The sequence below is a fragment of the Methylosinus sp. LW3 genome (assembly GCF_000527115.1).
GTDB lineage: Bacteria > Pseudomonadota > Alphaproteobacteria > Rhizobiales > Beijerinckiaceae > Methylosinus.
In genome coordinates, this window is the sequence record NZ_AZUO01000001.1 from 2,199,781 (window position 1) to 2,211,657 (window position 11,877).

Annotated in this window: 13 protein-coding genes; 5 read left to right on the forward strand and 8 right to left on the reverse strand. The window is 66.0% G+C overall.

Going from position 1 to position 11,877, the window contains the following annotated elements; genetic code table 11:
• Position 1 precedes the first annotated feature (1 nt).
• The 4 genes from METLW3_RS0111155 to METLW3_RS0111170 form a co-directional block, all read right to left on the reverse strand.
• Positions 2–994, reverse strand: a complete 993-nt coding sequence (locus tag METLW3_RS0111155) for a MoxR family ATPase (RefSeq protein ID WP_024879993.1) — start codon at positions 992–994, stop codon at positions 2–4.
• Positions 995–1,162: 168 nt separating this feature from the next.
• A complete protein-coding gene (locus METLW3_RS0111160; RefSeq protein WP_024879994.1) occupies positions 1,163–1,681 on the reverse strand; it encodes a TadE/TadG family type IV pilus assembly protein in 519 nt (172 codons plus the stop codon).
• Entirely contained in the window at positions 1,674–2,114 is a 441-nt protein-coding gene (locus tag METLW3_RS0111165) for a hypothetical protein (protein ID WP_134188067.1), read from the reverse strand. Before METLW3_RS0111165 ends, METLW3_RS0111160 begins: the two co-directional genes overlap by 8 nt.
• Before the next feature lie 68 nt (positions 2,115–2,182).
• A complete protein-coding gene (locus tag METLW3_RS0111170) occupies positions 2,183–3,895 on the reverse strand; it encodes a pilus assembly protein TadG-related protein (RefSeq protein WP_024879996.1) in 1,713 nt (570 codons plus the stop codon).
• 385 nt (positions 3,896–4,280) lie between these two features.
• Between METLW3_RS0111170 and METLW3_RS0111175 the strand changes: the two genes are divergently transcribed.
• A complete protein-coding gene (locus tag METLW3_RS0111175; protein ID WP_024879997.1) occupies positions 4,281–4,541 on the forward strand; it encodes a DUF6111 family protein in 261 nt (86 codons plus the stop codon).
• 1 nt (position 4,542) lies between these two features.
• Positions 4,543–5,787: a CCA tRNA nucleotidyltransferase gene (locus tag METLW3_RS0111180; RefSeq protein WP_024879998.1), complete on the forward strand. Its 1,245-nt coding sequence runs from the start codon at positions 4,543–4,545 to the stop codon at positions 5,785–5,787.
• On the opposite strand, the gene METLW3_RS0111185 is transcribed toward METLW3_RS0111180, so the two are convergent.
• Positions 5,782–6,072 (reverse strand): hypothetical protein, encoded by a 291-nt coding sequence (locus METLW3_RS0111185; protein ID WP_024879999.1) that lies wholly within the window; start codon positions 6,070–6,072, stop codon positions 5,782–5,784. The two genes, METLW3_RS0111180 and METLW3_RS0111185, sit on opposite strands and share 6 nt — an antisense overlap.
• A gap of 186 nt (positions 6,073–6,258) precedes the next feature.
• Between METLW3_RS0111185 and METLW3_RS0111190 the strand changes: the two genes are divergently transcribed.
• Together METLW3_RS0111190 and METLW3_RS0111195 are read left to right on the forward strand one after the other, a co-directional pair.
• A complete protein-coding gene (locus METLW3_RS0111190) occupies positions 6,259–6,513 on the forward strand; it encodes a hypothetical protein (RefSeq protein ID WP_024880000.1) in 255 nt (84 codons plus the stop codon).
• Positions 6,514–6,575: 62 nt separating this feature from the next.
• Positions 6,576–8,273: a cation:proton antiporter gene (locus METLW3_RS0111195; protein WP_024880001.1), complete on the forward strand. Its 1,698-nt coding sequence runs from the start codon at positions 6,576–6,578 to the stop codon at positions 8,271–8,273.
• Here METLW3_RS0111195 and METLW3_RS0111200 read toward each other — a convergent pair whose 3' ends face one another.
• Entirely contained in the window at positions 8,274–8,933 is a 660-nt protein-coding gene (locus METLW3_RS0111200) for a M15 family metallopeptidase (RefSeq protein WP_024880002.1), read from the reverse strand.
• A gap of 78 nt (positions 8,934–9,011) precedes the next feature.
• On the opposite strand from METLW3_RS0111200, the gene METLW3_RS0111205 reads away from it, so the two are divergent.
• Positions 9,012–9,509: an N-acetyltransferase gene (locus tag METLW3_RS0111205; RefSeq protein ID WP_024880003.1), complete on the forward strand. Its 498-nt coding sequence runs from the start codon at positions 9,012–9,014 to the stop codon at positions 9,507–9,509.
• Positions 9,510–9,513: 4 nt separating this feature from the next.
• Here METLW3_RS0111205 and METLW3_RS0111210 read toward each other — a convergent pair whose 3' ends face one another.
• Both METLW3_RS0111210 and tgt read right to left on the reverse strand, forming a co-directional pair.
• Entirely contained in the window at positions 9,514–10,719 is a 1,206-nt protein-coding gene (locus METLW3_RS0111210; protein WP_024880004.1) for a DNA methyltransferase, read from the reverse strand.
• A 22-nt stretch (positions 10,720–10,741) separates the two neighbouring features.
• On the reverse strand, positions 10,742–11,872 hold the full coding sequence (gene tgt, locus METLW3_RS0111215; protein ID WP_024880005.1) for a tRNA guanosine(34) transglycosylase Tgt: 1,131 nt from the start codon (positions 11,870–11,872) through the stop codon (positions 10,742–10,744).
• Between the last annotated feature and the right edge of the window lie 5 nt (positions 11,873–11,877).

Below are 11,877 nucleotides of genomic sequence, written 5' to 3' on the forward strand. Positions count from 1 at the left end.
CTCAGCCGATCCTCGAGACGAGCTTCTCGACGAGGCCGGCGATGGTCTTGCCCTGCGCGCGCGCGGCGAAGGTCAGCGCCATGCGATGGCGTAGCGCCGGCGCGGCGAGCGCGGCCACATCGTCCAGCGACGGCGACAGCCGCCCGGCGAGCAGCGCGCGGGCGCGCGTTGCGAGCATGAGGGACTGCGCCGCACGCGGGCCGGGACCCCAGGCGACATGGGGCGCGATCTCTGGATCGCCCTCCCCCGGCCGCGCGGCGCGCACGAGATCGAGTATCGCATCGACGACCTTGTCGCCGACCGGCAATTGCCGCACCAGCCTCTGCGCCGCGATCAGCTCCTGCGCAGAGAGAGTCTTGCGCGCCTCGATCACACGATCGCCCGTCGTCTCCAGCAATATGCGCCGCTCGCTGGCGCGGTCGGGATAATCGACGTCGATCTGGAGAAGAAAACGATCGAGCTGCGCCTCCGGCAGAGGATAAGTTCCCTCCTGCTCCAGCGGATTTTGCGTCGCCAGCACATGGAAGGGCCGCGGCAGATCGTGGCGCTCGCCGGCGACGCTCACATGATATTCCTGCATCGCCTGCAGCAGCGCCGATTGCGTGCGCGGAGAGGCGCGGTTGATCTCGTCCGCCATCAGCAATTGCGCGAAGATCGGGCCTTTGACGAAGCGGAAGACGCGCTTTTTATCGGCGGTCTCCTCGAGCACCTCGGAGCCCAGAATATCGGCCGGCAGAAGATCAGGTGTGAATTGCACGCGCCGCTCATCGAGACCGAGCACGCGGCCCAATGTCTCGACGAGCTTGGTCTTGGCGAGGCCCGGCACGCCGACGAGCAGGCCGTGTCCGCCGGCGAGCAGAGTGACGAGCGCCTGCTCGACCGCCTCCTCCTGACCGAAGATCACGGTGGAGACGGCGGCGCGGGCGCGGCCGATCTCTTCCAAGACACGCTCGGCTGCGGCGGCGGGAGCGCTCGCCAAATCTTGCTCGGTCATTGACTGTCCTTCGATCGGCGACGACGGCCGCGTCGCAGTTTCCCCCTAGGATAAGCCGGAAAGGACGCTTGTCGACGTTAAAGAATGTTTAATTTCGGCCGGAGGCGCGGCGCGCCCGGACAGACGGGTTCGCCGGCAAAAATGGCTTTTTGACGCTCGCAACCGCGCTCAGAGGGAATAGCGCGAGGATAAGGAGACGCTGATCCCGATCAGGAGATTATAGACATAGACGCTCTGCGCGACGATGCGCGTGTCGCCACTCATCATATTGGTGGTGATGCCCGAATTATTGGCGGTCGGCGCCGTCGCCGTCATGTAGAGCACGGTTTCCGAGATCGAGCCGCTGGTCATGGATTTTGCCAAATATCGCACCGACACATTGAGGTTGGCGGGCGCCGTGGCGCCCTGCATCACAAAAATAATGTTTCCGAGAATGGTTTTCGCGCTGGTTGGAAGCGAGGCGTTGGCGGTCGACGTCGCCGGCGTGACGAGCGTCTGCGCCGTCCAGGCGAGGGATTCGGTCATTTGCGCGACATTGCGATAGGCGAGCAAGGCCCGGCAGCTCTCGACGACGCCGAGCATCAGCATGACGAGAACCGGCGCGAGCAATCCGAACTCGACCGCGACGATGCCGCTCCGCGCGCGATGTCCACGAAAACCGAAGCGTGCAAAAGCGCGCTCACGCATTGGGCGTCACCGTGACGACGGAATAATCGATCTTCTTGTTCACTATGCTCGACCAGACATTGTTGGCGAGCAGATTGAACGGCACGAGGCTCGTGCGCTTGGCGACGACGCGAACCAGCACGGCCGAGGACGCCCCCGGCAGCGAGAAGCTGTCCGCCGTCGGTTGCGTCGGCATGGAGGCCATGGCCGTCGTCGAGAGCGGCGAGACGGAGACGATCACATCCTGCGCCTTCTGCGTCGCCATATTGGCGCCGAGCACGATGGTCTTCGCGGATGCCGCGTCGGTCGGCGGCGAGGAGGAGGAGCTGATCGCGCGGGCGAGCAGGAAGGCGCCGGTCTGAATCGCGCTCGTCTCCATGTAATTGATGCCGAGCTGGATCACCGAGATCACGGTGAAGATCAGCACGGGCGACAAGAAGGCGAATTCGACCACGCTCGCGCCGGAGCAATTGCGCGCGAACGTTCTCGCGCGCGTCTTCCCTAGCTGTTTCCCTCGCTGCTTCACTTGCCCGCCTCCGTCGCGGCGGCGATTTGCGCGTCTCTCGCGGTCGCGAGCCATATGTCCTCGATCATGATCGGCGCGCCATTGCGAATGGCGTGAGACTGCATCTTCATATGGCCGTCGGCGTCGATCGTCTTTTTCCAATTGGCGTCGATCGCGGTGACGCCGAGCGCGGCGAGAGTCTCGATCTCGCCGCGCTGCACGATTCCGTCGCCGTCGTCGATCCACACAGCGAGACCTTCGAGGTCGCGGCCCGTCAGGACGCCGGAGCCGCTATGATCGAGCTTGGCGAGCGTCTCGAACCCATCCGACGTCGTGTCGGTCGGGCCGAAGAGACGCGCAGAGGACATGTCCGTCTCGGCGCGGCCGTCGCGATTGTCGACGAGGAAACCTTGCCCATTGCCGGTGAGCCATTCGATGCGCGTCGGACCGTCCGGCGTGCGCAGCGAGACCGTGCGTCCGACCGCCCGGCGAATGGCGTCGATCGCCGTCGAGACTCCGGTCGTTTCTATGCGTCCGAGGCCGATGAGATCGAGCGCGATCGGCGAGCTGATGTCGTTGCAGGCGCCGTTGAGATCCTCCCAGACCGCGTCCGTATGGCTTTTCACATAGACGAGCTTCCATCCGGCGCCGACGACGTCGGTCATCATGGTGCCGAATTTGCCGGCTGCGACATTGAAGAGATAGGCCTGCTCGTCGGTGGTCGTGTAGACCGCGCCGCCAGCGCCCGTCACCTGCGTCACCGAGGCTGAAGCGGCGAAGCCCTTCGACACGTTGAATGTCACCGTATAGGGGCCGGATTTCGCGCCATTCAGCACGGTCGTCGTGAGCGCGAGGGTCGAGAGCCCGGCGGACGGCGACGGCGAGAGGGAGACGGTTCCCGAATAGCTGGAATTGCTCATCGTCTCCGTGCGCGCGGAGCGCACATAGGCGCTGGCGGAGCAATAGGCCGATGACGACCCGCCAGAGCTCGACGAGCCGCCGCTCGAGCTGGACGAGGACGTGTATGGCAGAGCGTCCTCGCAGAATTGTGGCATGCTTCCGTCCTTGTTGACGTCATGGACGAAGACGCTGGTGGCGGCGGCCGTGGCGGCGGGAATGACGTAATCGGCGCTGATCACATTGCGCGAGAGCAGCTGCGTGGCGTTCGACGAATCGAGACTGGCGTAGCTCACGACATATTGCGTGGGGCTCGACGTCTGCGAGAGCGCCGCGAGCTTGCTCATGGCGAGCGTCTGGCCGGCGACATTATTGGCGGCGTAGATATAGGAGCCGCCCGTGCATTGATATTGCGTCGTCGAGGTCTTGGCGCATTGCGCGCGCACGGCGAGATCGGAGCCGCGATAGCCGAGCGCCGCGCCTAAGGTCGAGCGCACCGTCTGCGTCAAGGCCAGCGAATAGGTCGAGCCCGCATCGGTGAGGGAGACGGAAGCGCCGGAGGTCGAAGAATTGGAGCCGAGCTCGCCCGTGGCGTAGCGCCGCGCCATGGCGACGACGTCGCCCGAGGTCGGGTAATTCACCGTCGAGGCGCTGGAGATCTGCCGGCAAGTCGCGTCGGCGACCCGCTTCAGCCCCGCTTGCGTGTTCTGCACGCGATAAGTGTCGATCCCGAGCCCCACCGCGCCCACCAGAGCAAGCGCGGAAATGCCGAAAATGACGGCGACGGAGCCGAAGGAATCGTCGGCGAATGAGCGAGGCGCCGGTCTGCGCATGCGGGACTCCATGGTGCGACGAAACGCGCGCGAACGAGCGCTCCTTCCGAATGGCGGGGAGGACAGGCCGGAGTCCAACCGGCTCGACGGTGATGGCGTCATGCCGCGGATTTGGATCCGCACCGTCGTCTATGAGCGAATGAGAGACATTCGCGGGAGCCCGGGACACAAGGGGCTCGGGAAAAATTGGAAGCGAGAATGACCCCAAATCCTTTTCAAAAAATTGAGACGATTCCCGGCAGAGAGTTTGTGAGCAAGGCTAATTATTTGTAACTGCGCTAAAGTTAGCCGCGCTCGGCGCGCCTTCACCGCGTGCTATGATCGCGCGAGGTTCAGCGCGGCGATTCCCACCCCGAGAAAATCGCCCTTCGTGCGAGGCGTCCCAATGTGGCGGGTCATCGTTCAACCGGCGTTGCTCTTCGTCACGCCTTTCGTCGCCTATGCGGTCTATCTTCTGGCGCGTCGGCGCTGGCCTTTCGTGGCCGCGCTATGGACGCGCGGCGTCGTCTCGTCGCTGACCATCGCCGGCCTCGCCATCGGCGTCGCCGGCTTTATTTTTCTCGCGCTGTTGTCGCCGCGCAACGAAGGGACCTATGTCCCGGCGCATATAGAGGACGGCCGGCTCGCGCCCGGCCGCTTTCAGTGATTTGCCGAACCGCCTGCTCGACAATCCCAAGATCATCCGCCTGCTCGAGGCCCTGCGCGCCACCGGTGGCGAGACGCGCATCGTCGGCGGCGCCGTGCGCGACTCGCTGCTCGGCCGTCCGCCGCATGAGATCGACCTCGCCACCGCCGCTCTGCCCGAGGCCGTGACCAAGGCGGCCGAGGCGGCGGGGCTCAAGAGCGTGCCGACCGGCATAGATCACGGCACGGTGACGATCGTCGTCGAGGGAACGCCCTTCGAGGTGACGACGCTGCGCGAGGATGTCGAGACCTTCGGCCGCCACGCCAAGGTGCGCTTCGGCGATGATTTCGAGAAGGACGCGCTGCGCCGCGACTTCACCATCAATGCGCTGTCTCTCTCGCCGGACGGGCGGCTGCATGATTACACTGGCGGACGCGAGGATATAGAGGCGCGCCGCGTGCGCTTTATCGGCGATCCTTCGACGCGCATCGCCGAGGATCATTTGCGCGTGCTGCGCTTCTTCCGCTTTCACGCCGCTTTCGGCGAGGGACCGCTGGACGCAGCCGGATTGCATGCGGCGATCATCGCCCGCGCGAGCCTCGCCAAGCTCTCCGGCGAGCGCATCCGCGCCGAGACGCTGAAGCTGCTCGCCGCGCCGCGGGCGGTCGAGGTGGCGCGCGAAATCTCGCAGGCGGGCGTGCTCGAGGTCGTCGTCGGCGCGAGCTTTCCGGCGCGGCTCGAGCGTCTGGTCGCGGTCGAGGCGGCGCTCTCCCACGCCGCCGATCCGCTGCTGCGCCTCGGCGCGCTCTGCGTTCTCATTCCCGAGGACGCCGATCGGCTGCGCGATCGGCTGCGGCTCTCCAACGCCGAGCATCGCCGCCTCGCCCATGCGGCGCGTTTGCTGGAAGGGCTCCATGGCGCGGCCTCGCCGCCGCGGGAGCTGGAGCTGCTGCGGCTCCTCTTCGAGCAAGGCCGCGGAGCCGCCCGCGATGCGCTGGCGCTGGTCCATGCGGAGAGCCCCGCCGCCGCCGATGCGGAATTCTGGCTGCGGGGCGCGCGTTTCCTCGCCGAGACCCCGGCGCCGGATTTTCCCGTGAAGGCCGCCGATCTCATGGCGCGCGGGCTCACGCCCGGCCGCGCATTGGGCGCCGTGCTGAAGGAATTGCAGGCGAAATGGATCCGCGCCGGCTTCCCGCGCGATCCGGCGACGGTGACGCGGCTCGTCGAGGAGGCGGCGCGCGACGCGCTGCGCCCGTCGAGGCTATAGCAGGCTGCGTCCGAACATCAGCACCGCCGCGAACAGGCAGAGCATGGCGACGACGAATAGAAGATCGGCGATCAGCTCATAATTGAGCGGCGTCCGCAGCTGCAGCAGCGAGACGAAGGAGAAGAGGCAGGCTCCGACGAAGCCGACCGCGGAGACCATGGCCACCTCGTCGAGCAGCGTGCTGTCGCTCACCTTGCTGATCTTGAGGCCGGTGATCAGCACGAAGCAGATGCCCAGCAGATTGGAGGCCGCGGTCAAAATATGCGGCTGACGATTTTGAGACATATTTCCTGTCCGGCTCCGCTGGGGCGCTCGGCGAAAATCCTAGGGCGCCGCCGCGCCGCGGCCAGAGGCGCCGGCAGGCCCCACGCTCGCGCGCGAGGCGGAAAATCCGCTGCATGTCCGTGCGTACGGCTTTTCTTTTCACCGCTCGGCGCGCTATCATTCCCCGGTCGGCCGCGGGAGTTGCGTATGAGCGTCGAGACCAGACAGCCGAGAGACGTGGCGCGTCGGCTCGCCGATCGCGCCCGCAGCATCAAAAGCGCGCGCAGCGATAGCTGGCGCCGGGAGACCTTCACGCTCGAGCGCGGCGAGGCCCGCGCCAAGGCGCGCGAATGGTTCGACCTCTATCCCAAAGCCGCCTATATGACCGAGATCGAGTTCTGGCGAGAGCTCGAGGATGGCCGCATCGAATTCACCATCCGCCGCCTGCCCAGCGCCGACTGACCCCCTCCTTTCCTCTGGCGCTCGAATTGCTCTATTCGAGGGTCTTGTTTCCAGGAGGGAAGATGCAACACGGCGTCGATCTCGTCACGACCCTCGCCGCCGCGCTCGGCCTCGCGCTTTTCATGGGGCTCATCGCCGCCAAGCTGCGGCTCTCCCCGCTCGTCGGCTATCTCTTCGCCGGAATATTGATCGGCCCGGCGACGCCCGGCTTCGTGGCCGATGTCGGCCTCGCCGATCAGCTCGCCGAGATCGGCATTATTCTGCTGATGTTCGGCGTCGGCCTGCATCTTTCGATCGACGATCTCCTTTCCGTCCGTCGCATCGCCGCGCCGGGGGCGGTGGTGCAGATGGCTATCGCCACGGCGCTGGGCGTCGGCGTCGCCAGCTATTGGGGCTGGCATTTCGGCGCTGCTCTGATATTCGGCCTCTCGCTCTCCTGCGCCAGCACCGTGGTGCTGCTGCGCGCGTTGGAGGAGCGCGGCGAGATGGACACGATCAACGGCCGCATCGCCATCGGCTGGCTCGTCGTCGAGGATTTGGCGACCGTGCTGCTGCTGGTGCTGCTGCCGCCGGCCGCCGGCCTGCTCGGCGGCGGCGATCCGGACGCCCTGGCCGGCGAGACGAATCTATGGCCGATCGTCGGCCTGACGCTCGCCAAAGTGGCGGCCTTCGTCATTTTGATGCTGGTGGTCGGGCGCTGGCTGTTCCCGCGCCTCTTGTTCTGGGTGGCGGGCGTCGGCTCGCGCGAACTGTTCACGCTCTGCGTCGTCGCCACGGCGATCGGCGTCGCCTATGGCTCGGCCAAGCTCTTCGACGTCTCCTTCGCGCTGGGCGCCTTTTTCGCCGGCATGATGATGCGCGAATCCGAGTTCAGCCATCGCGCCGCCGACGAATCTCTGCCGCTGCGCGACGCTTTCTCCGTCCTGTTCTTCGTCTCGGTCGGCATGGCCTTCGATCCGCGCGCTTTCGTCGAGGAGCCCTGGCGCGTGCTCGCCGTCGTCGGCATTGTGATGGTGGGCAAGACGCTGGCCGCCGTCGGCCTCACCCTCGCGCTGCGCTATCCGCTGGACACGGCGCTGACCGTCGGCGCCAGCCTCGCGCAGATCGGCGAATTCTCTTTCATTCTGGCCGGGCTCGGCGTCTCGCTCGGCCTCATCTCGCCGGACGGCCGCAATCTCATTCTCGCCGGCGCGCTGGTCTCCATTGCGCTCAATTCACTGATTTTCGTCGCGATCGAGCCGATTCGCGTACGGCTGGGACAAAAAGCGCGCTCCTTGGATCCGCTCGCGGAATTGCCGGCGAGCGTCGACGATGCGCGACTGACCGGTCAGATCGTTCTGGTCGGCTATGGGCGCGTCGGCCGTCGGATCGGCGAGAAGCTGCTCGAATGGCGCACGCCTTTCGTGGTGATCGAGCAGAATCGCGAGCTGGTGGAGTCGCTACGCGCGCAAGATATCGCCGCCGTCTGTGGCGACGCCTCAGAGCCCGCCTCGCTGGTCCAGGCGCATATCGCGCGGGCGAGCGAGCTGATCGTCGCGACGACCGCCGACAGCTGCGATCTCCAGCGGATGATCTCCGCGGCGAGAAGGGTCAATCCCAACGTGGGCGTCGCGCTGCGCGCCCGCGACGAGGCGGAGGCGAAGCTGCTCGAGCTCGAGAACATCGGCCGCGTCTTCTCGCCGGAGACCGAGCTCTCGCTCGGCATGCTCGGCTATTTGTTCGAGCGGCTCGGCAAGGAGGGCTCACGATCGGACGGCTGATTATTCGATCTCCACGTCGAAGCTCGGCGCCGCGCCCGCGCCGGTGAAGGCGAAGTGCCACCATTCGGTCGGCAGATTGTGGAAGCCGTGGCTGCGCATCAGCGTCTCGAGGCGGCGGCGATGCTCCTGCGCCTCGCTGCTCACATCCTTGTTGGCGGTCCAGGACCGTTCGTCGAAAAAGTCGAAAGGCGTGCCGAAATCCCAGCCCAGCACGCCGAGATCGACGGCGAGCCCGGTCGAATGCGAGGATTTCTCGGCGATATAGCCGCGCGCGAAGAGGTCGCGCTTGTTCTCATGCGGATAATATTGCGCCTTCATGCTCTCGTCCGGGCCTTTCGCCCAATCGATGAAGGCGGCGACGGCGCGACGCGGGCGGTAGCAATCATAAAGGATGAGCTCGAAGCCTTGGCGCTTCGCCTCGCCCTGCACGGCGATGAGCGCCTTCGCCGCATCCTCGCGCAGCCAGCATTGCGCGGCCTTATAGCCGGGCACCGGGCGGCCCGTGAAATTATCGGCGCCGGCGTAGCGCATATCCTGCACGATCTGCGGCGCGAGATCGGCGAGCCGCACGAAGCCCAGCGGAAGCGCTGCGGCAGCGGCGGTGCAAGCGACGCAGGCGCCGGCGGCGGCGACGATATCGCGGGTGGTTTTGGAGGTCATGGGGCGGCTCGGCGTTGACGGTAGCGCGGCATGCCGACAGTATTAGCCCAGGGACCGGCCCGATCAAAGGCGTCGCACATGCTCATTCGAGACGAGAGCGCAGCAGATCGCGTCGCGATAGGCGACGTGCACAGCGCCGCCTTCCGAGACCATCCGTTCAGCAAGGGGCGGGAGGGAGAGCTCGTGGACGCGCTGCGCGAGGCCGGCGCTCTGACCATCTCGCTCGTCGCCGAAGCCGAATTCATCGTCGGCCATATCGCCATCTCGCCTGTCACGATCGACGGAGCTGCGCTCGGCTGGTTCGGCCTCGGACCGGTCGCCGTGCTGTCTGAGCATCGGCGCCAGGGCGTCGCCGCCGCGCTGATCGATGCCGGCCTGGCGCTGCTCCGCGCCGCCGGCGCCGGCGGATGCGTCGTCTTCGGCGAGCCCAAATATTACGGCCGTTTCGGATTCCGGTCCCATGCCGGACTTCGCTTCGCTGGAGGTCCGCCGGAGCTTTTCATGGCCCTGCCATTGGCGTCGACGATGGCGCTCGGCGCTGTCGATTATCATCCAGCATTCGCGCTGGTCGGCTGAGACGCTAAATCCTCCGCAACGTCACCACGCGGTTCGTGTTCGTGCCTTTGGCGTTATTGCCGACGCCCCAGCAATTGCTGGTCTTGGTGAAGCTCTGGCTGTTCACCAGCACGAATAGCCGCTCGAAAGGCAGCCCCTCGGCGGCGCGCCAGACGAGCCGCTCGAGCAGCACCTTGCCGCCGCGCACCTCCCCGACCTCGAAGGCCACATGCCCGCCGGGCGCGACGATGCGCGCGAATTCCGCGAGACAAGCGCGCACCATTCGTTCCCATTCCGCCTCGCTGCGATGCGCGGAGATGCGCACCGCATCCGTATCGACGCCGGCGAACCAATTGCGCAGCCAATTGTCGCTCGCATATTGCACGACATCCAGAAAGGGCGGCGAGGTGACGACGAGCCGCACTTCCGCGTCGCCGGCATAGGGCGCGCGCCAGGCTTCGCTGGTGGCGAGCACGGCGGGCCGATGCGGCGGCGGCGCGCCATCGGCGAGCAGCGCGCGCGATTTACGCAGGATGAGCGCCGCCACATCGCGCAAGGGCGGCGTCTGCTTGCGCTTGGCGTTGATCTTGGCCTGCGCCTCGACGGAAACCGCCTGGTTCGGCGGCAGCGAATAGACCGAGAAAAAGCCGGGCGAATGGCCGGTCAAGCGATTGATCGCGACCATGCGAATCCAATCGTCGATCTCATCCGTGTCGCGCTCGAGCAAATGACGCCGCAGCGCGCAGAGGCGGCGCAAAGTCTCGGGATGATAGAAGACGTGAAGATCGTCGCGCTCGACCGCGCCTTGCTCCCAAGGGATTTCGGCGAGGCGTTTCTCTATGGCCGCGAGCGACGGCGGCGCCAGGCGCGGGCGCGTCAGCAGAATGGAGAGCGGATTGATATCCGCGCCCATGGGCCGCCGCCCTTGCAGCGCGGCCTCGAGCGGCGTCGTGCCGCGGCCCATGAAGGGATCGAGCACAGCCTCGCCCGGCGAGGTGAGACGCGAGATGAAAAAGCCCGGCAGCTGCGGCTTGAAGCAGGCGCGATAGCTGATCTCGTGCAGCGAATGCGCCTGCCGCTGCGCCGAGGTCCAGAATTCATTGACGAGATAGAGGAGGCCCTCCTCCTCTATCCGCCGCGTCGGCGCGCCGAAAGCGTCGAAGGCGAGCAGCTCTGCTTCGAGAGTCGTATCGGCCGAGCAGGCGAGATTGCGAGCGAGCGCTTGGGGCATGAATCACCCTTGTTCATGCCGACTATAGCGCTTTGGCTTCTCCGCGCGCCCAGCCTTCCTTCGTCTCCGCGATGAAATCAGCGAGGCGCCCCTGCTCTATCGCCTCGCGCAGCCCGGCCATCAGCTCCTGATAATAAGCGACATTGATTTCCGTCAGCAGCATCATGCCGAGGATTTCTTGCGCCTTCACCAGATGATGCAGATAGGCGCGGGAATAATCGCGCGCAGAGGCGCAGGCGGCGCCTTCATCGAGCGGCGCGGCGTCGTCGGCATGACGCGCATTACGGAGATTTACGCGGCCGAAGCGCGTATAGGCGAGGCCATGGCGCCCGGCGCGCGTCGGCATCACGCAATCGAACATATCGACGCCGCGCAGCACGGATTGCACGATATCGTCCGGCGTGCCGACGCCCATCAGATAACGCGGCTTCTCCTCGGGCAGATGCGGGATGACGATGTCGAGCATCGCCAGCATCACATCCTGCGGCTCGCCGACCGCGAGGCCGCCTATGGCGAGGCCGTGGAAATCCATGCCGGCCAGCGCCTTCGCGCTCTCTATGCGCAGCGGCGGCGAGGCGCCGCCCTGCACTATGCCGAAGAGCGCCTTGCCTTTGGCGTCGCCGAAAGCTTTGCGCGAGCGCTCCGCCCAGCGCAGCGACAGGCGCATGGCGCGCTCAGCCTCCGCATCCGTGCAAGGCAGGCGCACGCATTCGTCGAATTGCATGTGAATGTCGGAGTCGAGCAGACGCTGAATCTCCATAGAGCGCTCGGGCGTCAGCATATGGCGCGAACCGTCGATATGGGATTGGAAGGCGACGCCCTCCTCGTTCAGCTTGCGCAGCTTCGATAGCGACATCACTTGAAAGCCGCCGGAATCGGTGAGGATCGGATGCGGCCAATTCATGAATTTATGCAGCCCGCCGAGCGCGGCGACGCGCTCCGCGCCCGGGCGCAGCATCAGATGATAGACATTGCCGAGCACGATATCGGCGCCGGTCGCGCGCACATCCTGCGGAAACATCGCCTTGACCGTCGCCGCCGTGCCCACGGGCATGAAGGCCGGCGTGCGTATCTCGCCGCGCGGCGTCGAGACGAGGCCGCGCCGCGCCGCGCCGTCCTTCGCGAGTAGCCGAAATTCGAATTGCTCGGTCATGCGTC